Origin of the sequence: Ramlibacter sp., assembly GCA_019635435.1 — a bacterium.
In the GTDB taxonomy this organism is placed as follows: domain Bacteria; phylum Pseudomonadota; class Gammaproteobacteria; order Burkholderiales; family Burkholderiaceae_C; genus JAHBZM01.
Genome location: JAHBZM010000001.1, coordinates 560,333 through 585,432, shown reverse-complemented (window position 1 = coordinate 585,432; position 25,100 = coordinate 560,333). Strand labels below are relative to the sequence as shown.

Annotated in this window: 24 protein-coding genes; 4 read left to right on the top strand and 20 right to left on the bottom strand. The window is 67.2% G+C overall.

Going from position 1 to position 25,100, the window contains the following annotated elements; translation table 11 throughout:
• Positions 1-166: 166 nt before the first annotated feature.
• Genes KF796_02810 through KF796_02800 form a run of 3 tightly spaced genes read left to right on the top strand, consistent with a single transcriptional unit; the run spans position 167 to position 4,898 of the window.
• Entirely contained in the window at positions 167-1,897 is a 1,731-nt protein-coding gene (locus KF796_02810; protein MBX3585550.1) for an SIR2 family protein, read from the top strand.
• Entirely contained in the window at positions 1,894-2,469 is a 576-nt protein-coding gene (locus tag KF796_02805) for a hypothetical protein (protein ID MBX3585549.1), read from the top strand. The genes KF796_02810 and KF796_02805 overlap by 4 nt, the downstream gene beginning before the upstream one ends.
• Entirely contained in the window at positions 2,466-4,898 is a 2,433-nt protein-coding gene (locus KF796_02800; protein ID MBX3585548.1) for an AAA family ATPase, read from the top strand. The genes KF796_02805 and KF796_02800 overlap by 4 nt, the downstream gene beginning before the upstream one ends.
• Before the next feature lie 249 nt (positions 4,899-5,147).
• On the opposite strand, the gene KF796_02795 is transcribed toward KF796_02800, so the two are convergent.
• The 20 genes from KF796_02795 to KF796_02700 form a co-directional block, all read right to left on the bottom strand.
• Positions 5,148-5,456 carry a tail fiber protein gene (locus KF796_02795; GenBank protein ID MBX3585547.1) on the bottom strand — a complete coding sequence of 103 codons (309 nt, stop codon included), beginning with the start codon at positions 5,454-5,456 and terminating at the stop codon, positions 5,148-5,150.
• 39 nt (positions 5,457-5,495) lie between these two features.
• Entirely contained in the window at positions 5,496-6,746 is a 1,251-nt protein-coding gene (locus KF796_02790; protein ID MBX3585546.1) for an MFS transporter, read from the bottom strand.
• A gap of 104 nt (positions 6,747-6,850) precedes the next feature.
• A complete protein-coding gene (locus KF796_02785; protein ID MBX3585545.1) occupies positions 6,851-7,576 on the bottom strand; it encodes a GntR family transcriptional regulator in 726 nt (241 codons plus the stop codon).
• A gap of 13 nt (positions 7,577-7,589) precedes the next feature.
• On the bottom strand, positions 7,590-8,276 hold the full coding sequence (locus KF796_02780; GenBank protein MBX3585544.1) for a cysteine hydrolase: 687 nt from the start codon (positions 8,274-8,276) through the stop codon (positions 7,590-7,592).
• On the bottom strand, positions 8,266-9,930 hold the full coding sequence (locus KF796_02775; protein ID MBX3585543.1) for an ABC transporter ATP-binding protein: 1,665 nt from the start codon (positions 9,928-9,930) through the stop codon (positions 8,266-8,268). Before KF796_02775 ends, KF796_02780 begins: the two co-directional genes overlap by 11 nt.
• The gene (locus KF796_02770; protein MBX3585542.1) at positions 9,927-10,643 is read right to left on the bottom strand and encodes a cysteine hydrolase; all 717 of its coding nucleotides are present in this window, start codon (positions 10,641-10,643) and stop codon (positions 9,927-9,929) included. Before KF796_02770 ends, KF796_02775 begins: the two co-directional genes overlap by 4 nt.
• Positions 10,640-11,635, bottom strand: coding sequence for a formamidase (locus tag KF796_02765; protein MBX3585541.1), 996 nt, complete (start codon positions 11,633-11,635; stop codon positions 10,640-10,642). Before KF796_02765 ends, KF796_02770 begins: the two co-directional genes overlap by 4 nt.
• Before the next feature lie 17 nt (positions 11,636-11,652).
• Positions 11,653-12,573: an ABC transporter permease gene (locus tag KF796_02760; GenBank protein ID MBX3585540.1), complete on the bottom strand. Its 921-nt coding sequence runs from the start codon at positions 12,571-12,573 to the stop codon at positions 11,653-11,655.
• 457 nt (positions 12,574-13,030) lie between these two features.
• Positions 13,031-14,125, bottom strand: a complete 1,095-nt coding sequence (locus KF796_02755; protein MBX3585539.1) for an ABC transporter permease — start codon at positions 14,123-14,125, stop codon at positions 13,031-13,033.
• 10 nt (positions 14,126-14,135) lie between these two features.
• Positions 14,136-15,254, bottom strand: a complete 1,119-nt coding sequence (locus KF796_02750) for a BMP family ABC transporter substrate-binding protein (GenBank protein ID MBX3585538.1) — start codon at positions 15,252-15,254, stop codon at positions 14,136-14,138.
• Between the two features lie 41 nt (positions 15,255-15,295).
• Positions 15,296-15,700 carry an oxalurate catabolism protein HpxZ gene (hpxZ, locus tag KF796_02745; protein MBX3585537.1) on the bottom strand — a complete coding sequence of 135 codons (405 nt, stop codon included), beginning with the start codon at positions 15,698-15,700 and terminating at the stop codon, positions 15,296-15,298.
• Complete coding sequence (locus KF796_02740) at positions 15,697-17,091, bottom strand: AtzE family amidohydrolase (GenBank protein ID MBX3585536.1); 1,395 nt, start codon at positions 17,089-17,091, stop codon at positions 15,697-15,699. The genes hpxZ and KF796_02740 overlap by 4 nt, the downstream gene beginning before the upstream one ends.
• Before the next feature lie 30 nt (positions 17,092-17,121).
• Positions 17,122-17,334 (bottom strand): DUF4089 domain-containing protein, encoded by a 213-nt coding sequence (locus KF796_02735; GenBank protein MBX3585535.1) that lies wholly within the window; start codon positions 17,332-17,334, stop codon positions 17,122-17,124.
• A complete protein-coding gene (locus KF796_02730; protein ID MBX3585534.1) occupies positions 17,331-18,152 on the bottom strand; it encodes an ABC transporter ATP-binding protein in 822 nt (273 codons plus the stop codon). The genes KF796_02735 and KF796_02730 overlap by 4 nt, the downstream gene beginning before the upstream one ends.
• The gene (locus KF796_02725) at positions 18,149-18,985 is read right to left on the bottom strand and encodes an ABC transporter permease (protein ID MBX3585533.1); all 837 of its coding nucleotides are present in this window, start codon (positions 18,983-18,985) and stop codon (positions 18,149-18,151) included. Before KF796_02725 ends, KF796_02730 begins: the two co-directional genes overlap by 4 nt.
• A 2-nt stretch (positions 18,986-18,987) precedes the next feature.
• Positions 18,988-20,007, bottom strand: coding sequence for an ABC transporter substrate-binding protein (locus KF796_02720; GenBank protein MBX3585532.1), 1,020 nt, complete (start codon positions 20,005-20,007; stop codon positions 18,988-18,990).
• A 46-nt stretch (positions 20,008-20,053) separates the two neighbouring features.
• The gene (gene atzF, locus KF796_02715) at positions 20,054-21,772 is read right to left on the bottom strand and encodes an allophanate hydrolase (protein ID MBX3585531.1); all 1,719 of its coding nucleotides are present in this window, start codon (positions 21,770-21,772) and stop codon (positions 20,054-20,056) included.
• A 113-nt stretch (positions 21,773-21,885) separates the two neighbouring features.
• Positions 21,886-22,437, bottom strand: coding sequence for a hypothetical protein (locus KF796_02710; GenBank protein MBX3585530.1), 552 nt, complete (start codon positions 22,435-22,437; stop codon positions 21,886-21,888).
• Entirely contained in the window at positions 22,434-22,994 is a 561-nt protein-coding gene (locus KF796_02705) for a hypothetical protein (protein ID MBX3585529.1), read from the bottom strand. The genes KF796_02710 and KF796_02705 overlap by 4 nt, the downstream gene beginning before the upstream one ends.
• A 158-nt stretch (positions 22,995-23,152) precedes the next feature.
• Positions 23,153-24,133, bottom strand: a complete 981-nt coding sequence (locus KF796_02700) for a helix-turn-helix domain-containing protein (protein MBX3585528.1) — start codon at positions 24,131-24,133, stop codon at positions 23,153-23,155.
• A gap of 93 nt (positions 24,134-24,226) precedes the next feature.
• On the opposite strand from KF796_02700, the gene KF796_02695 reads away from it, so the two are divergent.
• Positions 24,227-25,060, top strand: coding sequence for a dienelactone hydrolase family protein (locus KF796_02695; GenBank protein MBX3585527.1), 834 nt, complete (start codon positions 24,227-24,229; stop codon positions 25,058-25,060).
• The last annotated feature ends 40 nt before the right edge of the window (positions 25,061-25,100 follow it).

Sequence of the window (25,100 nt, the reverse complement as noted above, 5' to 3'; positions counted from 1 at the left end):
TCTGCTTTGGGTCGGAAGCAGCCTTAGGGCATGGTTAGGAGCCAATGGAGAGAGGTTTTTGCTCAATGCGATCGCTGACGTGCTTATAGGGGTCCAAGCAGTTCCTTTAGTGGCAATTCACTCAGCCTGTAACATCCAGGAAAGAGACAACGTTTCGGGTTAACACATGCCACCACCAGCTGCAGCGGCCATTTCGGTTCGGGACACTCTGGATCTGCTGGATAGCTCCTTCCCCGCTTTCGCTGAAGGCGTTGCGAACGGTCGATATGCTTTCTGGCTGGGCTCCGGCATCTCGCTTGGTGTTGTTCCAGGCCTCTGGGGAGTCGTCGAAGCCGTCATCGAGTTCTTGCGTGCCAAAAGGGACCCGGCGGACGCGGCTTGCAAATTCAATCGCGCATTGGGAGAGGCTTTGCAGCTCGCAGGTCTCAATGCCGCTCAAGTGGCAGCGCTGGACTTGACCATTCCCTTAGATGCCTGGTCGAAGCCGGTCAGCGAGCCAATCGTTTCGGCATTGCTTAAAAATTACGGAAGGCTTCTCGCCATTCGCGTCGGAACCGAGCCCTTCGACTATCTGGTGTGGAACGTCGTCAAGGTACCCGAGACTTACGCCGCGGTCGCCCTTCAGCCCGATGTCGAACATCTGTGCCTCGCGGCTCTCAGCCTTGAAGGTATTGCGACCGACATGGTGTCGGCTAACTGGGACCCGCTGGTGGAGCGCGCCGTCACCATGCTGACCAATGGGAACGGCGCTCTCAACCCGACGGTGGTGGCCAAGCCCGATGAAGTGCAGTTGCCTCGCAACCGCGCGCGCATCATCAAGTTCCATGGATGCGCCGCGAAGGCTGCTGCCAACGAAGCCGACTACCGGCCGTGGCTGGTTGCCAGGCATGCCCAAATCAACGGCTGGTGCGGCAATCCACTCAACCTGCCTTTCATGACCGCGCTCGTCGCGCTGATCAATGAGAAGCCGACTTTCATGCTGGGCTTGTCCGCCCAAGACGGCAACATCCAGCACGTGTTCCAGACGGCCGCAAAGCAGATCGCGTGGGATATCAAGGCCACCCCTCCCGGTTATGTGTTCTCCGAGAACGAGCTTGGCCTGGACCAAAAGTCCTTGCTAGAGAACGTCTACGGCAACCAAATTACTCCAGCCAACTACGACGCGATCTGCGATGCCGCCAGGATTCAGGCTTTCGCCAAGCCCCTGCTGACGGCCCTGTTGCTGGACGTCCTCTCGAGGAAGCTGGTCGCCCTTATCGGCCTGATGCCCGGACCGCTGCCAGGTCACGAGCGCCAGCCGCTGATCGATGGGATCAAACGTCTGCGGAATGATTTGGCCTCAGCTGCCGCAACATCGGTGCCGTTCATCGTTGGCCTGCTGGAACGATGGGCACGTGCATCGCAGCTGCTGCGTGCCGGCGAGGTCGCGCAGCCCGACGTCAAGTACATGCCCATCTCCGCCGATGCTATTCCTGGAATGGCAGGAAACCAAGACCATGCCGCCTTGGGCTTGCGCGAAGCTGCGGTCGCACTCGGCCTGCTGGGTGCCGGCGTCGCTCGCGGCGACTGGACCTTGGAGTCCGAACCGGCCGCGACTGGTGCAGGCGTTGTGGCCGTCACGAGCACGCTACCAGGCGCGACTCGGACAAAGGTGTATCTCACCGCGAACGCATATTTTGCGATGCTGTTGGTGGGGCAAGGAGAACTTGATGAGGCGGAGGCGCCAATCCTGATCCAGGCCAAGCCTCTGACGCCCTCGATGTCCAGGTCACCGCGTGGGTCTTTTGGTCGCACTGGCGTGCCGCCCACACGCGAGATCAGCATCGCGTCCATGATGAACGTGTGTGTCACCTTCGATGAGCTCTACGCCGATTTCAGAAGGGAGCTAGCCATATGATCGATTCGACCCCCGTAGGCCGTGTCGCATCAGCGCTGGTCGATGCTGGTTACGTTCGTCTTCCCGATGTGCTCGTCATCGGCGGCATGAAGCTCGACTTCTCAGCTGCGTTTGTCCACCAGAAGAGCACAACCGAACTGGTATTGGTTGCCGACACGGCAGGAGCAGACGACGCGCTTCTCATCCGAAAGATGAATGGCGTGGCCCGGGCGTTGGACGTCAGCAGATCCCGCCGATCGCTGACTTTGGTCCTCGCCGGCCCCAGGCCGAAGCCGGCGACGCTGGAGGCTGTGGGCAGGGTCTGCAGGGTGCTGCCGCTGGGCAGTGCGACAGGCGCCGACGCCGACGTGGTCGTTCGCAATTGGCTGGCCGTGTTGTTACCACTCACCCTGCCGCAGGCCGACGGGGCGGCGATCAATCCGCTGACGCGGATCGGTACCCTTGCCGCGAGTCTTGACGAGCCACTACGGCGCCTCGTTGACGTGGCTTCTCAAGGCGAGTCTGCGGTCAAGCAGAGATTGCACCAGCTCATCGATGACGCGTCGAGCGCACCTGGGGGACAGAGCCCATGAGTTTCCGCATCAATTCGTTAACGGTGCGTGACTTCCGCAGCATCCGCGGTGAGGTCACCCTGCCGATGAACGCTCCGATCATCTTGGTCCATGGCAAGAACGGCGCGGGCAAAACCAGCTTGCTGTCCGGCATGGAGTTGGCGCTGACCGGCGAGCTTGCATCGCTTGACCGCATTGACTCCAATCTACGAAAGCACTTGGTCAATAAGGGTCGCGATCAAGCCTTCGTCTCGGCTTCCGTCTGCTCTGCGGATGGCGGGATGCTGACTGGCGAGTTCCGTGTCGATGGCATGGGCCCTAAGGGCCATGCCGTCCTAGATAGAAGCCTGGCCAGGCATTTTTCGGAGCGTTGCTACCTCGCGCAGGCGACGCTTGGCCGTCTGCTGGAGATTTACCAGCCCAAAGATGTCGCGGCAGCTGCGTCACCGCTGACACGCTTTGTCAAGGAGCTGCTCGGCTTGGACGCGCTCGACGCACTCATCAACGGCCTGCACGATGCGGGCGACGTACGGCGGCTCAGGGGCGGAGCCAACATGTATTGGGAGGTCCGGGACCGTCTCCCTATGGTCCAGAAGGAAGTCGACCGACTGGCGAGTGAGGTTTCCAGGGCCAAAGACCAAGCAAAGGAGTTGTTCAATAGCGCGCAAGCACTCTTCAAATCGTACTGGCCCGCTCAGGCGGAGCAGCCGGTCGCGGGCTGGCGCGACTTTCTGGCGCAACAGTCCTACGAAGCGGAACTGAAACGTGCTGTGCAATTCAGGATCGAAATTTCCGCCCAAGCCGATCAACTAATGCGCGCTCAAGGAATAGCTGCGAACACAGGTCCGATGTCGAACGCCGAGGCGGATGCCAGTGACGCAGAGGAGGCACTACAGGCATGGTTGAGCACCGTTGGGCAGGAACTGTCAAACGCCTTCCAGAGGCTTGCCGCCTATTTCCCGGATTTGCCGTCGCCACTGGCCAGTCGACCGGAATACGCGCGCGTCATGGCCAGAACGGCTGTCATTGCAGAGACGAAGCGCTGCGAGCTCGCTCTCTCCCAGGACGCGGCAGCGAGGCTAAAGGCCAACAACGCAGAAGCCGACCGAAAGCGCCAGCAGGATCGCCTAGCGCTTCTCGATGAACAAATCAGTCAGCATTCGGAGAAGGCCGGACAGTTGGCCCAGGCGCTCGCCTCGCTATTGCCCCATGTCCATTCCAACGATTGCCCGGTGTGCAATCGCAACTTCTCGGAGGTTTCCACTACCCCTCTGGTCGGGCACCTCGCTACTAACATCTCATCGTTCACCGAAGCGGCGGGCAGGCTGGCTGCCTTGTCAAAAGAACGCTCCGATACGATTGCAGCGATTTCGATGCGGGAACGGGAATTGGCTGACGAGGTGGCTCGGCTGCTGACGGACCCGTCCAAGCAAGAACTTGAGCGCCGCCTCAAAGACCTGAGCGACCTGTTGGCCACGCTCGAGGCCTTGGCTTCAGCGTCCATCAGGGGCGAGGCCCTGTTCAAGACCGCCTCCAGCGCGGGACAAGGACTGGCTTCGCTGAGAGCCAACGATCAGTTCACCGTGTCCATGCGCAGCGTTGCCGACAAGCTCGCGGTTCAGATGGCCGTGGAACCGATCGGTGTAAACGAATCGTTGAATGCCGCATTCGATCGCTTCCTCGCGAATGTGGTGAACAAAGAAAGAGAACTTTCTGAAAGAAACTCGGCGCGGCAACGTGCTGAGGACGCCTTGCGCGAGTATGACGTGAGACTTGGTGCTATCCAAGAAATTGAAAGCCTTCGCTTGGCTCTGGGAGCCGAAATTAATGAGCTCAACCAACGCAAGACGGCCGGCGACCGCGCGATCGACCAGGCCAGGGAACTCACCAAGATCGCACAGGCCGAGCGAACGGCCATCGTGAGGCGGGTCTTCAACGACTCGCTCAACACGGCCTGGAAGGATTTATTCGTGCGCCTCGCGCCGGATGAACCCTTCGTTCCGGCCTTTGCGCTGCCGGAGTCAACGAAGGGCGCCGTCGAGGCGACACTGGAGACCCTGCACCGCGATGGTGGAAAAGGCGGCAACCCGCGAGCCATGCTGAGTGCGGGCAACCTCAACACGGCGGCCCTGACGCTGTTCTTGGCGCTGCACCTCTCAGCCAAGTCACGCTTGCCGTGGCTGATCATCGACGACCCTGTGCAAAGCATGGATGAGGTTCACATCTCGCAATTCGCAGCGCTGCTGCGCACACTTGCCAAGCAGCACGACAGGCAGATCATCATCGCAGTTCACGAAAAGCCCTTGTTCGACTACTTGACGCTGGAGTTGAGCCCGTCATTCCAGAGTGACACGTTGATTACCATCGAATTGGGGAGATCGGCCAATGGCGACTCATTGGCGACCACGAGAGTCATCCCGTGGGAGCCCGACACCGCGTTAGCGGCTTAAAGTCGTGAGCAGGTGAATAGCGCAACCAGGGGCTCTGCGGCCGAAAAAAGTGTTTGCATCCGCGAAGGGGCTGTCTAGCCTTCGCCATCAGTCTGCAGCAGACTCTCACAGCTTTGGCCTGAAACTGAGCGGATGTCCGCTCTCGGCTAGAAGCGGACTCCCTCGGCTGACACTCAGTCACGCGAAGCGCATGGCTTTGATTCAAAGCGGGAACGTCTTGCCTTTGGCGAATCAACGCCGCACCACCACCTACCCCAACGAGTCGCTGAAACAGATGATGTATGGCAAGCGCGCCGCGCCCAACTGCACATCAGGCAACGCAGGAATGTTGAACTGCGAACCGCTGCCGCCATAGGTGTAGCCCAGCACGGCAAACAGCTCGGGATATTGCTGCGCCTCCAGCGCACGGCCGTCACAGTGCATCCAGCCCCAGGCTTCCAGGGGCGTAACGAATGGGGTTTGCCCCGCCCCTGGCGTGCCAGCGAAGGTGATGACAGAGCCCACCGGCAATCGGCTGGGGCGGGCATTGAGGCCGACGGGCCTCGGAAAAGGCGGCATGCCGTTGGTGGTGTTCATGGTGCGGATTGTGGCGAGGTGTTAAGCAGCCGCCACCGGCAACCCCCGCAGCTCCCGCATCGGCGACGCAAAAATCACCCAGGCCTGCACGCCAAACCCCAGCAGCGCCAGCACCAGGCAGGCCGCCTCGCCCCAGTGGGCGCCCACCAGCCCGCCCAGCGCCGCGCCCACAGGCCGCGCGCCGGCATTCACGGTGAGAAAGATCGCGCCCACGCGGCCCAGCATGGCGTTGGGCGTCACGGTCTGGCGCAGCGTGGTGGAGGTGATGGTCCACACAATCGGCCCCACGCCAAAGAAGAAGAACGACAGGCCCGCGAGCCAGCCGCTGGGCACCAGCAGCGTGGCCACCATGGTGGCCGCCGCCAGCACCGACACGGCCGGCCCCAGCTGGATGGCACGGCCAAACGGCATGGCGCGCACGATGCGGCCGGCCAGCAGCGCGCCCACCACCATGCCCGAACCGTAGCCCGCCAGCGTCACGCCCACGGCCCCGGCCGACAGGCCCAGCGCGCGCATGGCATAGGGCACATAGGCCGCCTGCAGCACAAACCACGAGATGTTCCAGGCCACGGCCGTGAGGATGATGGGGCGCAGCAGCGCGTGGCCCCAGACCATGGCGGCGCCGTCTTTCAGGTCACGCAGCGGATGGCGCGGCGGCTGCTCCGGGCGCGCGGGTTCGGCCACACCCCACACGCAGGCCACGGCGGCAGCCGACAGCATGGCCGCCAGCGTGAAGGTGGCCGTGCCCCCGGCCCACGACACCAGTGCACCGGCCAGCGCGGGCCCACCCGCGTAGGCCATGCTGCGCGCCAGCTCCAGCCGGCCGTTGGCACGGGCCAATGACGCGCGCGGCACCAGCGCCGGCACCAGGGCCGGGGCCGCCACGCTGAAGCCCACCGTGCCAATGGCACCCAGAAAGCCCAGCGTGGCCAGCAGGCCAAACGACAGGTTCCCGGTGGCCACGGCGATCAGCAGGCCCACCAGCGTGAGCGCCCGCAGGCCCTCGGCCAGCACGATCAGGCGCCGGCGCGAGGTGCGGTCAGCCAGCAGCCCAAAGGGGATGGACAGCAGCAGGAAGGGCAGTGTCTGCGCCACACCCAGCGCGCCGATCTCGCCCGCGCCCGCGCCCAGGGCCAGCACCGCCACGATGGGCACGGCCGCCAGGCTCAGCTGCTCGGCCGACTGCGCCGCCAGGTTGGACCAGGCCAGGCGGACAAAGGGGCGGGGGAGGGCATCGGCGTCGGTGGCCGCGGGCGTGGGGGTGGGTGTCATGGCAGCGTTGGGTTGGAGCGCCATGGTAGCCAGCGGCGGCAAAACCTGCTGGCCGCTTCCGGACCTGCGTCTGGCCGGGGCGCCGCGTGCGCGCCCAGGGGCATTTACCGCCCCATGCCCCCCTGCCGCGCCAGATGCACCTGGTGCAGCGTGATCTTGCGCACCTCGGCCTGGCTGGTTTCGATGTGGGCGCGCAGCAGCATGGCGGCCTGGTCGCCGCGCTTGCGCTGGATGGCCTTGAGGATCTTGCCGTGCTCGTCGTAGGTGGCGTCAATGCGCGCGGGCTTGGTGAAGTCCAGCCGGCGGATGATGCGGATGCGTTCGGTCACGTCCCGGTGCACGCGGGCCATCTCGGCGTTGCCGGCGGCGGCCACCAGGCTGCAGTGAAAGGCCTCGTCCCACTGGCCCACCTGCACGCCGTCGGTGCTGCGCTCGGCCACGGGCACCAGCCAGATGCTGATGAGCTGGTCCAGCAGGGCGCGGTCCACGCGCTCGCCATCGGCGCACAGGCGCTGGGCGGCCGTGGTCTCCAGCACCATGCGCAGGTCATACAGCTGTTCAAACTGGTCAAAGTCAAACGGCAGCACGCGCCAGCCACTGCGGAACAGCACCTCCACATAGCCCTCTTGCTGCAGGCGGAACAGCGCCTGGCGCACCGGCGTGCGCGAGACGCCCAGGCGCTCGCTCAGCTCGTTCTCGGTGAAGCGGTCGCCCGGCACGAGGTTGAACTCGGCCACGTCGCGCTTGAGCTGCTGGTAGACCTCGTCGGCGCGCGAGCGGTGGGGGGCGCTGTCGGTGGCAGCGGCGGGGCGGCGGGTGGCGGTGTGCACGCTGGAAACTCTATCAGCCCTGGGCCACCAGCGGGGCCGTGGCCCCCAGCGCCCGCAGCAGCGCGGTGCTGGGCGCGGTCCAGCCGACGATGGCGCCCTGCGCGCGCATCATCTCCACGGCGCTGGCCTTGAAGGCGGGGAAGTAGCTCTCGGTGCAGTCCTCCAGCAGCAGGCAGTCGTAGCCGCGGTCATTGGCCTCGCGCATGCTGGTCTGCACGCAGACCTCGGTGGTCACGCCCATGAACAGCAGGTGGGTGATGTGCTGCTCCTGCAGCAGGGCCTGCAGCGGCGTGGCGTAAAAGGCGCCCTTGCCGGGCTTGTCGATCACCACCTCGCCGGGCACGGGCGCCAGCTCGGCAATGATCTGGTTGCCCGGCTCGCCGGCCACCAGGATGCGGCCCATGGGCCCCGCGTCGCCAATGCGCAGGCTGGGGTTGCCGCGGTCGCGCTTGGCCGGCGGGCAGTCCGACAGGTCGGGCCGGTGCGCCTCGCGCGTGTGCACCACCAGGCCGCCGGCGCGGCGCCAGGCGGCCAGCACGGCCTGGCAGGCCGGCACGATGGCCGACAGCAGCGCCACGTTGTTGCCCAGCGTCTCGCCAAAGCCGCCGGGCTCGATGAAGTCGCGCTGCATGTCGATGATGACCAGCGCCGTGTGCGCCAGGTCAAACGGGTAGTCAAACGGCTGGGCATCAATGTGCATGGTGGCCTCCGCCCATGTGGGCGCCTATCACGTGGCGTTCGGCGCCTGCCGCCGCGGTCTCGTGGACGATGCGGCCCTCGCTCATGACCACGATGCGGTCGGCCAGCTCCAGCAGCTCGTCCAGGTCTTCGCTGATCAGCAGCACGGCGCCGCCGCGCGCGCGCACCTGCCGGATGCGGGTGTGGATTTCCTTGACGGCCGCAAAGTCCAGCCCGAACACCGGGTTGGCGGCGATCAGCACGTTGATGTCGCCGGCCAGCTCGCGCGCCAGCACCGCGCGCTGCACATTGCCGCCCGACAGGCTGCGGATGGGCGCGCCCTCGCCCTGGGTCTTGATGCCGTATTCGATGATCCAGGTGCGCGCGCGGGTGCGCCAGGCGCCAAAGTGCAGCCAGCCACCCGAGCGCGCCGGGCTGGCCAGCGGGGGCTGGTCAAAGTCGCGCAGGGCCATGTTCTCGGCCACGCTCAGGTCGCCCACGCAGGCGTTGCGCAGCGGCTCCTCGGGCAGGCTGCGCAGTTTGAGGCGGCGGTTTTCTTCGCGCCGCGCGGCATAGGGTTCGCCCATCACGCGCACCTCGCCGGCCAGTCGCGGGCGCTGGCCCACCAGTGCCTCCACCAGCTCGCGCTGGCCGTTGCCCGAGACGCCGGCCACGCCCAATATCTCGCCGGGCGCCACCTGCAGGCTCAGGTCGTGCACCGCGAGCGTGCCGCGGTCGCCCTGCACGCGCAGGCCGCTCACGGTCATCGACGGGGCCGGGCCTTGCGCCTCGTTTGCTCCGTTATTGATAGCAGATAGTGGCCGCCCCTGCTGGACTCCAGCCCCATTTGATTCAGAAACAGGCTCCAGGCTGCTGGCCAGGTCGGATTCGGCGTCGGCCATCTCGGGCGCGGCGGCCACGGCCTCGCCAATCATGGCGTGAGCCAGCAGGCCGGGGTTGGTGGCCCAGACCTCGCAGTGGTGCACGGCCTTGCCCCGGCGCAGCACGGTCACGTTGTCGGCATAGGCCATGACCTCGCGGAACTTGTGCGTGATGATGAGCACGGTGCAGCGCCCGCTGCGCGCGAACTCGCGCACATGGCCCAGCACCTCGTCGGCCTCCTGCGGCGTGAGCACCGAGGTGGGTTCGTCCAGGATCAGCAGGCGCGGGCGCAGGTACAGCTGCTTGAGCAGCTCCAGCTTCTGCTTCTCGCCCGCGGCCAGCCCGGCGGGCGTGGCGTCCAGGTCGAGCTTGAAGGGCGTGGTGGCCAGAAAGGCCTCCAGCCCCGCGCGCTCGGTCTTCCAGTTGATCACGGCCGGCGTCTTGCCGCCGGCCAGCAAGAGGTTTTCGGCCACGGTCATGCCGGGCGCCAGCGTGAAGTGCTGGTACACCATGCCAATGCCCAGCGCGCGCGCCACCACGGGGTTGGCAATGGCCTGCTCACGCCCGTCGATCAGGATGCTGCCGGCCGTGGGCCGCTGGAAGCCCGCCACGCACTTGACCAGCGTGCTCTTGCCCGCGCCGTTCTCGCCCAGCAGCGCATGCACCGTGCCGGGCGCGACCTTCATGCTCACCTGGTCCAGCGCGGTGAAGCTGCCAAAGCGCATGCTCATCTGGTAGGTGTCCAGCGCGAGGGCGCCGGTGCCCTGGGGCAGGCCGCCGATGGTCGTGCTCATCGCTCAGCCCGAACGGGGGTTGCGAGGGCCTCCAGCACGGCGCCCGAGGTGGCGTGCGCGCCAAACACCCCGCCCTGCATGGTGATCATCTTCAGGGCCGCCGCGTGGTTGCCCGCGTCGGTGGCCGCGGTGCAGTCCGACAGCAGCAGGCATTCAAAACCGCGGTCGTTGGCATCACGCATGGTGGTGTGCACGCACACATCGGTGGTGATGCCGGTGAGGATGAGGTTGCGGATGCCGCGCTGGTGCAGCACCATCTCCAGGTCGGTCGCATAGAACGAGCCTTTGCCCGGCTTGTCGATCACCACCTCGCCGGGCAGGGGCGCCAGCTCGGGGATGATCTCCCAGCCCGGCTCGCCGCGCACCAGGATGCGCCCGCAGGGCCCCACGTCGCCAATGCCCACGCCGTCGGTGCCGATCTGCCGCGAGCGCCAGCGCTTGTTGGCGGGCAGGTCGCTCAGGTCGGGCCGGTGGCCTTCGCGCGTGTGCATCACGGCGTAGCCGGCGCCACGCATGGCGGCCATCAGCGTCTTCAGCGGCGCAATGGGCGCGCGCGTGAGCGAGATGTCGTAGCCCATCTTGTCCACATAGCCGCCTTCGCCGCAGAAGTCGGTCTGCATGTCGATCACGATCAGCGCGGTGTTGCCCGGCTGCAGGTCGCCGTTCCACGGCCAGGCGTAGGGGTTGGCTTGGATGAAGCGTTGCGGGGTCATGTCTCGGGGCCCTTGTAAGTGCGGGTGGGTGGCTCGAAGCCGCAGCTCGTGCCGTCGGTCACGGCCACCTCCCAGGGCAGGCGGTAGCTGCCGGCGGCCATGTCGCGCATGTAGGTGTAGGGGCAGTCTTGCGCGCCGCCCTTCACCGCCACATAGCCGCGGTGGTAGAGCTGGTAGATGTTGTTCTCCACGCCCCAGCCCGTGCGCGCCTCGCGCACCAGGTCGGGCCGCAGCTCGGCGGTGATGATCTCGTCCACCCGGCCGCCGCCCTGGACCATCACGGTGCCGTCAAAGTGGCAGAACATGCCCTCGCCCATGGAGTCGAAGGTGCCGTCGCTGCCGCACAGGCAAACGCTGGCGGTGTAGGCCAGGTTGCAGAAGGCGTTGGCCTGGTTGGTGATCTGCCAGGCGTGGCGGATGGGCGCGGTGTAGCCGGCCGTGCGCAGGATGATGTCGGCCCCCTTGTAGGCCGCCTCGCGCGCCATCTCGGGGAACATCCCGTCGTGGCAGATGATGAGCGAGAGCTTGCTGCCATGGGGGCCGTCACAGACCGGCACGCCCAGGTTGCCGGGCTCCCAGGGCTCCACCGGCACCCAGGGGTGCAGCTTGCGGTAATACAGCTGCACGGTGCCCGCGTCGTCAATGATCAGCCCGCTGTTGTAAGGGTTGCCGCCGGGGTTGGCCTCCATGATCGAGAAGCAGCCCCAGATGCGGTTGTCGATGCAGGCCTGCTTGAAGGCGGCCACCTCGGGGCCGTCGAGCGTGCACATGATGGCGGGGTGGGTGTCCATGCTCAGGCCATGCAGGGCGTACTCGGGGAACACCACCAGGTCCATGGTGGTCTGGTTGCGCCGGGCCTTGGCCACCAGCGCGCAGATGCGCTGCGTCTGCGCGGCCAGGTCGGCCGGCGTCTTGACGTTGGGCAACTGCAGCTGCACCAGGCCCACCACCACGCCGTGGGCTGATTTGTTGAGTCCGCCGAGTCCGCTCATGGTGGGCCTTTGAAGGGTTACCGGGTGGAAGACAGCTCACCCGGGCTGCCGGCCACCACGCTGCCGGGCTTGCAGGTGAACACCAGGATCAGCAGGGTGAGCGCGTACGGAACGGTGTTGAACAGGTGGTAGCCCCAGCTCACCCCCACCGATTGCAATGCCGGGCCAATCGCCCCCGCGCCGCCAAACAGCGCCGCCGCGCCAATGCAGCGCAACGGGCTCCAGCGCGCAAAGATCACCAGCGCCACGGCAATCAGGCCCTGGCCGCTGGAGATGCCTTCGTTCCAGCTGCCGGGGTAGAACAGCGTGAGCGAGGCCCCGCCCAGCCCCGCAATGGCGCCGCCCGCGGCCGTGGCCGCGATGCGGATGCCCGACACCGAGTAACCCAGCGCGCGCGCCGCATGGGCCGAGTCGCCGGCCATGCGCACCAGCAGCCCGGCACGGGTGCGGGCAAAGCCCCACCACAGCGCCGCCGCCAGCAGCAGGCCCACGGGCAGCAGCGCGTTGATGCGCAGCGCCGAGCGCAGGGCCGGGGAACTGCTCCACTCGCCCAACGCGATGGTGGGAATCTGCGGCGCCTGCGGCTGGATCAGGCCCTTGCCAAAGTAAAACGCCAGGCCCGTGCCCAGCAGCATCAGCGCGATGCCGGTGGCCACGTCGTTCACGCGCGGCAGCGAGCACAGCACGCCATGCAGCGCAGCCAGCAGTGCCCCCGCCGCGGCCCCGGCCAGCACGCCCAGCCAGGGCGAGCCCGTGAGGTAGGCCCCGCCAAAAGCCGACATGGCCGAGAGCACCAGCACCCCCTCGAGCCCCAGGTTGATGCGGCCCGACTTTTCAGTGAGGCATTCACCCAGGCTCACAAACAGGAACGGCACGCCCACGCGCAAGGCGCCGCCGACGATGCCGGCCACAAGAGCGATCCATTGGTCGGCGGTCATGTTGTGAGCCTCGTGGTGGGTCGGGTGCCCGCGGCAAAGGCGTGTGCGCCCGGGCTGGGGCGCTTCACTCGCGCGGTCACCGCGTTGCGGTGACTCCCCTGCGCTACTCGGCGCGCCAGAGGCGCACCCCAGCCCGGGCGCACACGCCTTTGCTGAGACGATGCAGGCACGCCGACAGTTGGCACGCCCACTCCCCGCTTCGCGGCAGGCTGTGCCCGGCGGAGGCGATCTCTGGGGCGGCGAGAAGCGCAGGCGCAGGGTCGGCGGGCGCAGCCCGCTTCGTTGACTGACTCACCGCAGCTGTTTGAGCGCAGCGCGCAAAGCGCGCGTAGCGAGTTCTGCGGTGCGACCCTGCGGTAAGCATCGCAGCGAAGTGGGCGCACAGCGCCCACCGCCCCAGTGTGAGCCGCCGCCGGGCACAGCCTGCCGCGAAGCGTGAGCGCCAACAAGAGACAGCTCATAGGGCCTTCCCCCCCACAGCATCCGAAGGAGGTTCAACAGGCCCCGCACTGCGGAAAAACCGCGCGCCCAAGGCCTTCCAGTCCACATCACGCAAAGCCTCGCTCGCCAGGATCAACACAAAGGCAATGCCCTGCAGCACCAGCACCGACGCGTCGGGCAGGCCCAGGCGCCGCTGCAGCAGGCTGCCGGCCGCGCCAAAGCCGCCGAACAAGATGGCCACCGGAATCACCGCCAGCGGGTTGTGCCGCGCAATGAAGGCCACGAGGATGCCGGCGTAGCCGTAACCGGCAATGAGGGAGGCATTGGCGTTGGTGTGCACGGCCGCCACCTCCACCGCGCCGGCCAGGCCGGCGCAGGCGCCGCCGATGGCGCAGGCCGCAAGAATCAGGCGCGAGGCCGGCAGGCCCACCAGCTGCGCGGTGCGCGGGTTGCCGCCCACCACGCGCACGGCAAAGCCCGACGCCGTGCGGCGCAGCCAGATGCCCAGGCCCAGGCAGGCCAGCACCCCCAGCACAAAGCCCCAGTGCACGTCCGAGCCCCCCATGCCGCCAATGCGCAGCCCCTCGGCCAGCGAATGGGTGGAGGGCTTGTTGAGGCTGGCCGGGTCGCGCAGCGAGCCCTCGACCCAGTGCTTGAACAGGCCAATGGCCACATACGCCAGCAGCAGGCTGCTGATGGTTTCATTGATGCCGCGAAACTGGCGCAGCCAGCCCGCCAGCATGATCCACAGCGCACCGGCCACGGCGCCCGCCAGGCACACCAGCACCGTGCCCGCGAGGTTGGCCGGCAGCGGCACCGCGTAGGGCAGCGCCGCGCAGGCCAGGCCGCCGAGCACCAGCGCGCCCTCGCCACCGATGATGACCAGGCCGGCGCGCGCCGGGATGGCCACGCACAGCGCGGTTAGCATCAGCGGCGCGGCGCGCTGCAGCGTGTTCTGCCATGAGAACCAGTCACCAAAGGCGCCCTTGAACAGCAGCACCCAGACCTCGACCGGGCTGACACCCCCGAGCCAGACGAACACGCCAAACAGCCCGAGTGCCGCCGTGATGGCAAACACCGGCAGGGCCATGTCGTTGAGCGTGTCGCGCATGAGGGCGTCCTCAGATCGAGCCGTTCACGCCCTCGACCAGGTAGTTCATGCCCTCGAGCTTGAGGTCGGTCTGCTTGAGCGAGGTGCCGGCCGCGATGACCACATTGCCCTTGTTGTCCTTGAGCGGGCCCTTGAAGATGTCGAAGCTGCCCGCAACCATCTTGGCCTTGGTGGCGTCAGCCGACTTCTTGGCCGCGTCGGGCACCATGGCGCCGTAGGCCGACATCTTCACAAAGCCTTCCTTGAGACCGCCGCGCACGAAGTTGGGGTGCGGCTTGCCGCTGCGGGCGGCGTCGATGAAGGTGGTGTAGGCCGTGAGCCAGTTCCACTCGGCGCCGGTCAGGTAGGCATTGGGTGCGAGCTTGGCCTGGCTCGCGTGGTAGCCGCAGACCATCTTGCCGCGCTTGGCCGCCGTTTCGACCACCACCTTGGGGCCGTCCACGTGCATGGTGAACACGTCGCAGCCCTGGTCGGCCAGGCTGTTGGTGGCTTCGGCCTCCTTCACGGCCATGGACCAGTCGCCCGTGAAGATCACGCTGCAGGTGATGCCGGGCTTGACCGAGCGCGCGCCCATGGTGAAGGCATTGATGTTGCGCAGCACCTGCGGAATCGGCTTGGCCGCCACAAAGGCAATCTTGTTGCTCTTGGTCATGTGGCCCGCGATCACGCCGTTGAGGTACTGGCACTCATCGATGTAGCCGAAGAAGCTGGCCGTGTTCTTGGGGTGCTTGCCCTCGGTCCACATGCCGCCGCAATGCGAGAAGCGCACGTCCGGGTACTTGGCGGCCACGGCCAGCATGTGGGGGTCGAAGTAGCCGAACGAGGTGGGGAACAGCAGCGTGGCGCCGTCCTGCGCGATCATGCCGGTCATGGTTTTCTGCACGGCCGCGGTCTCGGGCACGTTTTCTTCCTCGACCACCTTGATGCCGGGCATCTTCTTGAGTTCGGCCGCGGCCTGGGCGTGGGCCTGGTTGTAGCCAAAGTCATCACGCGGGCCGACGTAGATCACGCCCACGGTCATGGGCTTTTGCGCGTGGGCAAGGCGGCTCAGGCCCCCCAGCGTGCCGGCGGCGCCCAGCGCAGCCAGTGACTTGAGGGAATCGCGGCGATTGAAGGTCTTGATGCTCATGGGGCTCTCCGTCAGGTGAGGTGGTTGGGAACTAGCAGGATTCATGCAAGCGGCGGTGGCGGCGTGAGCAGGCTCACGTGCGCGGCCACCACGCGCCAGCCCGCGGGCGTGCGCAGCCAGGTCTGGCTCTGGCGGCCGGTCTTGTCGCTGCCCTTGCGGCGGAACTCGGTGTTGGCGGTGGCAAAGTCACGGCCATAGGTGGTGATGACCGTGTTCATGAGCTCGCGCGCCAGGCCTTGGGCCGGGCGCGCGGCGCGGAAGGCGCGGATGGCGTCGTAGCCGTAAAGGTTCTCGGTGGCGCCGTAGCGCAGCGTGAGCGGGTGGTCGTGAAACAGTTCGTCGAGCACGGCCACGTCGTTGCTGACCAGGGCCTGCTCGTAGCGCGCGAACACGGCCGTGACTTCGGCCAGCACATCGGGCAGGTTGATGGCGACGGCGGGGGTCATGGGGAAACGTCCTTCAGCATCGCCAGACCCGACTGCTGCAGCACCAGCGCGGCACGCAGCGCGAGGTCTTCGCGCCAGGGCGCGGCAATCACCTGCACGCCCAGCGGCAGACCGTCGCTGCCGGAGGGCCACAGCGGCGCGGCCACCACGGGGCAGCCCGCGAACGAGATGGGCTGCGTGAGCAGGCCCATGGACGGGCGGCAGGGCTGCTGCTGGCCGTTGATGTTGAGCCACTCGGTGCCAATGACCGGCGCGCACACCGGCGTGGCCGGCGCGAGCAGCACGTCCCAGTGCTGGAACAGCGCGTTGACCTTGTCGCGGTACAGGCGGCGAAAGCGCTGGGCCCGCAGGTACCAGGCGGCGGGCTGCAGGGCGCCGGCCATGAAGCGGTCCACCGACAGCGGCTCGAAGTCCTCGGGCCGGGTGCGCAGGTCGTCCAGGTGGAGCGCGCCGCCCTCGCTGGCGCTGATGATGAAGGCCGCGGCGCGCGCCTGCGCCGGGTCGGGCCACTCGACGATCTCGATCACGTCCAGCGCGCGGGCCGCGGCCTTGACCACCTCGCGCGCCGGCGCGGTGGCGTTGTCATGAAAGTAGCCGCCCAGCAGGCCGATGCGCAGGCCGGGCAGGCCCGCCATGCCCTGGCCCAGCAGGGGCGTCACGGGCTCGATCTGCTGCGCATGGCAGCCCGGGTCCAGCGGGTCGGGCGACTGCAGTGCGTCGTAGGCCAGCGCCAGTCCTTCGAGCGAGTCGGCAAAGGGCCCCAGGTGATCAATGCTGTACACGAACGGGTAGCTGCCGCGCCGCGACAGCCGGCCAAAGGTGGGCTTGAGCCCCCAGACACCGCACAGCGACGAGGGCACGCGGATGGAACCATTGGTGTCCGAACCCAGCGTGAGCGGCACCTGGCCAGCCGCCACGGCGGCGCCCGAGCCGCCCGACGAGCCGCCCGCGATGCGGCTCAGGTCATGCGGGTTGTGGCAGGGGCCATAGTGGGAGTTCTCGGTGGTGAAGCCATAGGCGTACTCGTCCATGTTGAGCGAGCCCACCAGCACCGCGCCGGCGGCTTTCATGCGCTGCACCAGAAAGGCGTCGGCCGCCGCCGCGGGGTGGCCGCGGTTGATCTTCGAGCCGGCCAGCGTGGTCTCGCCCTCGATGTCAAACAGGTTCTTGACCGCATAGGGCACGCCGGCCAGCGGCGGCAGCGGCTCGCCGCGCGCGCGCCTGGCGTCCACGGCCGCCGCCTCGGCACGGGCCCGGGTGTAGCTTTTGCCCGTGAAGGCGTTGACGCGCGCGTCCGTCGCCTCGATGCGCGCGATGCTGGCTTCCAGCGCCTGGGCGGCGCTGAGTTCGCCGCTGGCAATGGCGCGGGCCAGTTCATGGCTGCGGGGCATGGGCTGGTTTGCTCCTGTTTTCATAGCACGTCAGGGCCGCCCGTCCTGGACTCCAGGCACTTTTGGCTTGTAAATCTCGGCCAGCTCGTCGTCCGGGGCCAGCGGCGCCTGTTCCAGCAGCGCGGCCAGTGCCGCGGTGCGCTGCAGGTGGCCTGCGACGCGCCGCGCCCGCTGCGCGTCCATGGGCACGCCCAGCGCGGCGGCGCTGGCCTGCACATAGCTCAGGGCCTGGGTGTCGTTCACCGGCGCACCTCGCGCTGGAAGATCTCCAGGCTGAGCTTCTTGGTGGCAATGAAGCCGGGCTCGGAGAGCGTGTCCACCGTGCGCGGGCGGGCGTCAGCGTAGGGCAGGATTTCGGCCACCTTGGTGGGCCGCTTGGTCAGCAGCAGCACCTGGTCGGCCAGGTACACGGCTTCTTCCAGGTCGTGCGAGACCAGCAGCATGGTGGTGCCGGTTTTCATGAACACCTCCTGCAGCTTCTCGCGGATGAACAGCGTCATCTCGAAGTCCAGCGCCGAGAACGGCTCGTCCAGGAACAGCACCTCGGGGTTGTTGGCCAGCGCCCGCATGATGGACGCCGTCTGCTGCTGGCCGCCCGACAGCTCGTAGGGGTAGCGATTGAGGTCGAACTTGACGTCGAACGAGGCCACCAGCTCGGCCATGCGCCGGTCGACCTCGGCCTTGCTCTTGCCCTCGAGCTTGAGCGGGTAGGCGATGTTGTCGATGGTGCGCATCCACGGGAACATGGCCTCGCGGTAGTTCTGGAACACGTAGCCGATCTTGGTGTCCTTCAGGCTCTTGCCATCGAACAGGATCTCGCCCTTGTCGATCGGGATCAGGCCCGCGATCATGTTGATCAGCGTGCTCTTGCCGCAGCCGTTGGGGCCGAACACCGAGACGATCTGGTGCTTGGGAATGTCCAGGTCGAAGTTCTCGTACAGCGGCCAGCCCGCGAAGTACTTGGTCAGGCCGCGGATGGTGATGTGGGTGCCGGCCGGGCCGGGCACGAAGGGCGCCACCGGCACATCGGCCACCACGGGGGCGTTGAGGACTTCAGTCATCGGCCGCTCCAGTGCACAATTTTTCTCTCAAGCAGGAGGAACAGGATGTTGAGCGCGTAGCCCAGCACGCCCGCCGCGAGGATGGAGGCGTACATGTCCTTGACGTTCATGACCTGCTGCGAGTTGATGATGCGGTTGCCCAGGCCGCTGTCGGCGCCGATGAACATCTCGGCCACGATCACGATCACCAGCGCCATGGACACGGCCGAACGCAGGCCCACAAAGCTGGGCTGCAGGCTCTCCCAGACCAGCACGTCCTTGAACACCTGCCAGCGCGAGGCGCCCATCACGCGCGCCGCCATCACCCGCTGCTTGCGCGCGTTGATCACGCCGTAGGCGCTGTTGAACACCACGATGAGCAGCGCGCCAAACGCGGCAATGGCCACCTTGTTGATGTCGGACACGCCAAAGATCATCAGGAACAGCGGAATCAGCGCCGACGATGGCGTGGAGCGGAAGAAGTCGATCAAAAACTCCACGCTGCGGTAGGCCTTCTCGGCGCTGCCCAGCACCACGCCCAGCGGCACGCCGACCACGGCGGCAATCAAAAAGGCCTCGACCGTGCGCCAGACGGTGACCAGGAAGTCCTTGAGCAGTGGCCCGCCGGCCAGGCCCTGCACCAGGGCGGTGACGGTGTCGGCCGGCGAGGGCAGCAGGATGGGCTTGATGAAACCCAGCCGCACGGCCAGGTCCCACACAATGAACAGCAGCACCGGCCCGATGAAGGGCAGCGCGCGGTCCAGCGCCGGTTTGCCGGGCGGGGGCACCGAGGTGGGCCCCGCCTGGGGGGGGCGCCAGGGTGTGGCGACCGCCGAGGTGGTGGGCTCGCTCATGCTCAGCCCTTGTAGAGCATGGAGTCCACCATGAGGCGCTTGGAGAACACGCCCTTTTCGGTGAACAGGTCAAAGAACTTCTGGAAATGCGCCACGTCGGCCGGGGTGAACTCGTTGTACATGGTGTAGGCGGCCAGTGGCACTTCGCTGGTGAGCGCGCCTTCGATGGCGGTGTAACCCTTGAGGTACTGGCGTGCCTCGGTGGACTTGCTGCGCACGTAGGCCACGCCCTTGCCGTAGGCGGTGATGAACTTCTTGGCTTCTTCAGGGTGCTGCTTGATGAAGCTGGAGGTGAGCGAGGCCGAGCCGCCAAACCAGGGCGCCATCGGGTCGCCCAGCACATAGCGCGCGATCACGCCGGCTTCCAGCGTGCGGGTGCTGCCGTTCAGGCGCCCGATGGTGCCCGTGGGCTCCAGCGTGTAGGCGCCATCGACCTGGCCCGCCGCCAGCGCGGCCACATGCTGGCCAATCGGCAGCTCCACCACGGTGGCGCCGGTGGCACCGCCGCGCTCGAGCACGGTCTTGGCCAGCGTCACGTTCTGGATGCCGGGGCCGCTGGCAATGCGCTTGCCCTTGAGGTCGGCCATGACCTTGGCGGTGCTGGCCACGGGCACGATGACTTCATCGAGCACGTTCTTGGCGTTGCTGGGGTTGGAGCAGAAGATCTTGTAGGTGCCGGGCTGCGCGATTTCGCCCACGGCAATGTTGGCCGAGCCGGTGCCGTTGGCGCTGCCGTCGCAGCGGTCGGAGAGCATGGCTTCCATGATCTGCTGGGCGCCCGCGAACTTCAGCACTTCCACGTTCAGGCCGGCTTCCTTGAAGTAGCCCAGTTCCACGGCCGAGTAGAACGGCAGGCCGGCCGCGATGGGCCAGTAGCCAATGCGGATCTTGGGGCCGGACTGGGCGCGCACGATGGCCGGTGCGCCCAGGATGCCCAGCGCCGCGGTGGCGGCACCTGCTTGCAACAGTTGGCGGCGTGAGGCGGTGGCCAGGCGCGGCTTGGAGGTGTTGGCTTGGGTCATGGAATTCTCCTGAGGGTGGTGAAAGTGAGTCGGATGGATGAAGGGTTCAGCGCTGGAGCGACGCGATGTAGGCGCGCCAGCCGCCAAGGTGGGTGATGTCCTGCGCGCCCTGGGTGGCCAGCGACTCGCAGACAAAGCCCTGCACGCTGGAGCCGTCGGCCAGCGTGAGCGTGCCAATGCCCAGCGGCGCGGGAACGAGCGCCACGAACGAGCCGTAACGGGCCGCGGGCATCTGCCAGATTTCCACGGCAATGCGGCCCCCCGTGCCTTCGGGCACACGCAGCAGGCCGGGCTTGGGCGGCACGGTGCCGGGCAGGGCAAAGAAGCGGTAGTCGGGCGCGGTTTCGGTGGCGCGCACCAGCGTGGCGCCGCGTTCGGTGAGCTGGCTGTTGAGCGGCATGCCCGCCAGGTGGGCGCCCACCACGGCGACCTGCACCATGGGCTCGGCCCGCAGCCCGGCGATGGGCTGCGGCGCGGGCAGTGGCTGGCCGGTGGCCCCCTGCGTGAGGCCGGTGGCATGGTGGTAGCGCTGGCCCAGCCCGGCCAGCTGCCAGTCGCTCCCGCAGGGGCCGATGAAGGTGATGCCAAACGGCAGGCCGTCGGGCCGGATCGCGCTGGGCACCGAAATGGCCGCGTAGTCCAGCAGGTTCACGAAGTTGGTGTAGGCGCCCAGGTTGCGGTTGAGGGCCACCGGGTCGGCCTGCATGGCCGCAATGGTGTAGTGCGTGGGGGCGGTGGGCACCAGCAGCACGTCCATCGCGTTCCACAGGGCCGCGGCCTGCTGGCCGAGCGCGCGCAGCTGCGTCTGGGCCTCGTACAGGTCGGCGGCGCTGTAGGCACGGCCGCTGGCAATGATGCTGCGCACGGGCTCCATGACCTCGGCTTCGTGGGCGTCAAAGAAGGCGCGGATCGCGGTGTAGCGCTCGGCCACCAAGGCGCTTTCATAGAGCAGGCGCGCCGCCTCGGCCAGCGGGGTGAAGTCCACGGGTACGGGCTGTGCACCAAGCTGGCGCAGCCGCGTGACGGCTTCGCCAAAGGCGGCTTCGGCCGCCGCGTCGCCACAGAAGTCCAGCACCGACGGAATGCCAACGCGCAGCGCGGACGGGAACGGCGCCCCTGCCAGCTGCAGCGGGCGTGAATACGGGTCTTGCGCGTCGTAGCCCAGGGCTGCCTCCAGCGCCTTCACGGCCACCGCCACGGTGCGCGCGAAGATGGACACACAGTCCACCCCCTGCGCGGCCGGCACCACGCCGCGCGCGCTGATGAGCCCACGCGAGGGCTTGATGCCCACGATGTTGTTCAGGCCGGCCGGCACGCGGCCCGAACCGGCCGTGTCCGTGCCCAGTGAAAAGTCCACCTGCCCCGTGGCGACCACGTAGGCCGAGCCCGAACTGGAACCGCCAGACACATAGGCGGGGTTGAAGGCGTTGGGCACCGCACCGTAAGGCGAGCGCGTGCCATTGAGCCCGCAGGCAAACTGGTCGAGGTTGGTCTTGCCGGCCAGCGCCGCACCCGCGCCGAGCAGGCGCTGCACCACGGTGGCGTGTTGGGCGGGGTCGTAGCTGAAGGCCGGGCAGGCCGCGGTGGTGGGCAGGCCGGCGGCGTCGATGTTGTCCTTGGCCGCAAACACCAGGCCCGCGAGCGGCCCGTTTGCGGCGCCCTTCAGGGGCGGATCGGCCCGTGAAATCCAGGCCTGCGGCGCCAAGCCCGTGGCGGGCTGCACCGGGCTGGGCGTTTCACTGGCAGAGATTCCGGCTTGCACCATCTTTGAGCATCCAATCTTGTATCCAAGATGAGATGCAAGGGGCGTGCCAAGCGTTGCCTGGGCGGCGCTAGCTCACAGGGTGGACAAGGTCTGGCGCGTGGCGCCAGACCGCCTCACAGATTGTCTGAAGCGCGGCAAAGACCTGCCGGAGCCAGCGCTACGGCTTCAGGCGTCGCAGCCTCGCTGATTGTGCCGACCCGAAACCGGCAAACGCTCCCCTCCTGCCAGAACACCGCCTCGTAGTCCCGCCCTTCAGCCGGCACAAAAGTCCGGCGCACAAAGCACTGATAGCTGCCATTGCCCTGACTCAGGTAGTCCAGCACAAGGGGCCGGCCTGCGGGCACATACAGTTCTGTTGAGGCAAAGTGGCTTTGTGCAACCAGCGTCTGGGCCGCGCTTTGCGGCATGCCTAGCTTGCGATTGTTCATGTTGGCGAACCCTTTGGTAGGGCTGGCCATGACGCCGGCCCCTTCCAGGCGCCAATCCACACAGGCGCTGTTGGGCACGGCGCGCACCATGCCGTCAGACAGTACACGGATGCGCGCACGCGCGCCTTGGGCCGGTTCCTGGTAAGGCGTGGAGAACGACTTGATCGTCTGGATGTTGCCGCAGGCACAGAGCGTTGCGGCCAGCGAAGCCAGAGACAGCAGGCGCATGAACCTCATTGGGCACCTCCTTCTTTCCTCAGCACGGCAAGCGGAATGGTGCGCCCATAGGGGTCACCAAGGTCATAGCGGATCAAATAGCCTTGCGCAACGGTCATGGGTTCGTATGCAGGGATCAGTGAACCTGACTTCTCAACCACGGGCCTTGTCACGCGTGAAACCGAGAAAAAAGGCTTTCTGTTCGAGTACAAGCTGCTGCCGAAGCAGGCAAGGTACATGTCCTGGGAGAAACTATTGACGACATCGCCAGCACAGTCATTTGCCTGCAGTTCGACCGCCAATTCCGCCCCGCCCTGGCGCCACAGGCGCAAAGTGGGAACACCCGCGAGCAACACAACAGCTGCAGCATCCACTCCTGCGCTGTTGATGCGCGAGTCCACCACGCGATACATCCCCAGGAATGCGGATATTGCGACATTGGCCTCTCGCGCCCGCTTGCCATCCTGCAGATCTACGCGCTTGGCAAAGGCGGTTTTTGGCGCACCGGTGTTTGGGCCCGCGCATCCTCCCATCAGGGCAGCGGTCACCAGCAGGCCAGTGATTTGGGTGAAGTTCAATCGATCCTCCTTCGTTCGTGGAATTCGCCATTTCGGCTCTGGATCGTCATGTCGGGGCCTTGTGACCCGCACACAACGAAGATGCGAATACTAAACGTTTCACATCCCAGCTTTTTGAGAGCTCGGTTGTGCTCGGTTGTAAAGGGGCCGTCGTTCCCTCAGCCTCCTGCCAACCCCCCCCGGTACCGCCCCGGATTCACCCCCACGGCCTTGCGCATCATCCGCCGCAGCGCCGTCGCGTCCTGGTAACCCACGGCCTCGGCCACCTGGTCCACCGTCATGCGGCTGCCCTCCAGCAGCGCGCGGGCGCGGCGCAGGCGCACGCTTTGCACCAGCGCGAGCGTGCCCTTGCCGGTGGCGCGGCGCACATGGCGCGCCAGCGTGCGCTCGGACATGCACAGCTCGCTGGCCAGCACGCTCACCGCGGGCGGGGCCGGCAGCGCGGCCTCCACCCGCTGCGCCAGCCGCGCCACCAGCGCGCTGCCGCTGGCCATGAGCTCGGGCACGATGAAAGGCGCCTGGGCCTGGCGCGCGTCGAGCAGCAGGATGCGGCCCAGCGACGCCACCAGCGCAGCGCCACAGCGCTCGCGCAGCAGATGCAGCATCAGGTCGGTCTGGGCCATGGCGGCGCCGGCCGTGACCACGGGCCCATCGGCGCAGACCATGCGGTCAGCGTCCACCTGGCAGGCCGGTTCCAGCTGTTGCAGCAGCGGCGCCAGCCACCAGGTGGTGGTGGCGCGCCGGCCCGCCAGCAGGCCGGCCGCCTGCAACAGGAACACCGCCGAGCACGACGCCGCCACCGCCCCGCCCTGGCGGGCGTGGCGCGCCAGCGCGGCCACCACGCCAGTGGCATCGGCTTGCGCCAGGCGCGCGTTCAGCAGCGCGGGCGTGTTTGTGGCCAGGCCGGGCAGCACCCAGGTGGAGCGGTCGCCGCGAGCGCGTTGCGGCAGCTTGAGCGTGGGCACGGCCATGCCGCCTTGCAATGCCACGGGGCCGCCGACCAGCGAGCCCACCCGCCAACGCGGCGCGGCCACGCCCGCGCGCGCGGCCAGCGCGCTGGCCGCGGCCAGCATGTCCAGCGTGACGGCCACGCTGCTGGCGTAGGCCCCTTCCAGCACCACCACGGTGAAATCATGCATGTCTGATTAAGCCCTGAAACTGTCAAAAACGACACTGCCATTCTGGCGGGGCTGGCGTTCCAATACAAGCCAGAACCCTTGATGACCACCCCCATGACCCCCGACACCCTGCGCGACGACCCGCTGGACGACTTTTCCCACCGCAGCATCACGCTGGACGGCGCGACCAAGGTCGTGCACGTGGCCGGCAGCGGCCCGGCGGTGATCGTGATGACCGAGATGCCCGGCATCAGCCCCCATGTGGCGCGCTTTGCGCGCTGGGTGCGCGACGCGGGCTTCAGCGTGTACATGCCCTCGCTGTTCGGTCGTGACGGCGCGGTGCCCGGCGTGGAAGAAGGCATTGCGGTGTTCAAACGGGCCTGCGTGAGCGCGGAGTTCCGCGCCATGGCCGCCAATGAATCGAGCCCGGTCACGCAGTGGCTGCGGGCCCTGGCGCGCCTGGCCCATGGCGAATGCGGCGGCCCGGGCGTGGGCGCCATCGGCATGTGCTTCACCGGCAACTTTGCGCTGTCGATGACGCTGGAGCCCGCGCTGCTGGCGCCGGTGATGTGCCAGCCTTCATTGCCCATGAACGACCCGGCCGGCATGGCCATGGACCCGGCCGAGCTGAGCGCCGTGCGCGAGCGCCTGGAGCGCGACGACCTGACGGTCATGGCCTACCGCTTTGAAGGCGACAGGCACTGCCGGGCCCAGCGCTTCGCGGCGTTCAGCCAGGCGCTGGGCCCGCGCTTTGTGGCCCGCGTGCTGCCCGACAGCGCCGCCAACCCGGTCACGCCGCCATTCTTTGACCAGGTGGTGGCCAGCCCGCACAGCGTGGTCACGGCGCACCTGATTGACGAGGCCGGCCAGCCCACGCGGGCAGCGCGCGACGAGATCCTGGCGTTCTTTGCCCAACGGCTCCAGGACACCCCCGGTTACTGTACGTAAATACAGTCTTTGGGTATGATTCCCCACGACAAAAACAGGG

Bases quoted from the DNA above. Each gene is read 5' to 3' on its own strand.
- KF796_02810 (MBX3585550.1), top strand. From the start codon at position 167: ATGCCACCACCAGCTGCAGCGGCCATTTCGGTTCGGGACACTCTGGAT.
- KF796_02805 (MBX3585549.1), top strand. From the start codon at position 1,894: ATGATCGATTCGACCCCCGTAGGCCGTGTCGCATCAGCGCTGGTCGAT.
- KF796_02800 (MBX3585548.1), top strand. From the start codon at position 2,466: ATGAGTTTCCGCATCAATTCGTTAACGGTGCGTGACTTCCGCAGCATC.
- KF796_02795 (MBX3585547.1), bottom strand. From the start codon at position 5,456: ATGCCGCCTTTTCCGAGGCCCGTCGGCCTCAATGCCCGCCCCAGCCGA.
- KF796_02790 (MBX3585546.1), bottom strand. From the start codon at position 6,746: ATGACACCCACCCCCACGCCCGCGGCCACCGACGCCGATGCCCTCCCC.
- KF796_02780 (MBX3585544.1), bottom strand. From the start codon at position 8,276: ATGCACATTGATGCCCAGCCGTTTGACTACCCGTTTGACCTGGCGCAC.
- KF796_02775 (MBX3585543.1), bottom strand. From the start codon at position 9,930: ATGAGCACGACCATCGGCGGCCTGCCCCAGGGCACCGGCGCCCTCGCG.
- KF796_02770 (MBX3585542.1), bottom strand. From the start codon at position 10,643: ATGACCCCGCAACGCTTCATCCAAGCCAACCCCTACGCCTGGCCGTGG.
- KF796_02765 (MBX3585541.1), bottom strand. From the start codon at position 11,635: ATGAGCGGACTCGGCGGACTCAACAAATCAGCCCACGGCGTGGTGGTG.
- KF796_02760 (MBX3585540.1), bottom strand. From the start codon at position 12,573: ATGACCGCCGACCAATGGATCGCTCTTGTGGCCGGCATCGTCGGCGGC.
- KF796_02755 (MBX3585539.1), bottom strand. From the start codon at position 14,125: ATGCGCGACACGCTCAACGACATGGCCCTGCCGGTGTTTGCCATCACG.
- KF796_02750 (MBX3585538.1), bottom strand. From the start codon at position 15,254: ATGAGCATCAAGACCTTCAATCGCCGCGATTCCCTCAAGTCACTGGCT.
- hpxZ (MBX3585537.1), bottom strand. From the start codon at position 15,700: ATGACCCCCGCCGTCGCCATCAACCTGCCCGATGTGCTGGCCGAAGTC.
- KF796_02740 (MBX3585536.1), bottom strand. From the start codon at position 17,091: ATGCCCCGCAGCCATGAACTGGCCCGCGCCATTGCCAGCGGCGAACTC.
- KF796_02730 (MBX3585534.1), bottom strand. From the start codon at position 18,152: ATGACTGAAGTCCTCAACGCCCCCGTGGTGGCCGATGTGCCGGTGGCG.
- KF796_02725 (MBX3585533.1), bottom strand. From the start codon at position 18,985: ATGAGCGAGCCCACCACCTCGGCGGTCGCCACACCCTGGCGCCCCCCC.
- KF796_02720 (MBX3585532.1), bottom strand. From the start codon at position 20,007: ATGACCCAAGCCAACACCTCCAAGCCGCGCCTGGCCACCGCCTCACGC.
- atzF (MBX3585531.1), bottom strand. From the start codon at position 21,772: ATGGTGCAAGCCGGAATCTCTGCCAGTGAAACGCCCAGCCCGGTGCAG.
- KF796_02710 (MBX3585530.1), bottom strand. From the start codon at position 22,437: ATGAGGTTCATGCGCCTGCTGTCTCTGGCTTCGCTGGCCGCAACGCTC.
- KF796_02700 (MBX3585528.1), bottom strand. From the start codon at position 24,133: ATGCATGATTTCACCGTGGTGGTGCTGGAAGGGGCCTACGCCAGCAGC.
- KF796_02695 (MBX3585527.1), top strand. From the start codon at position 24,227: ATGACCCCCGACACCCTGCGCGACGACCCGCTGGACGACTTTTCCCAC.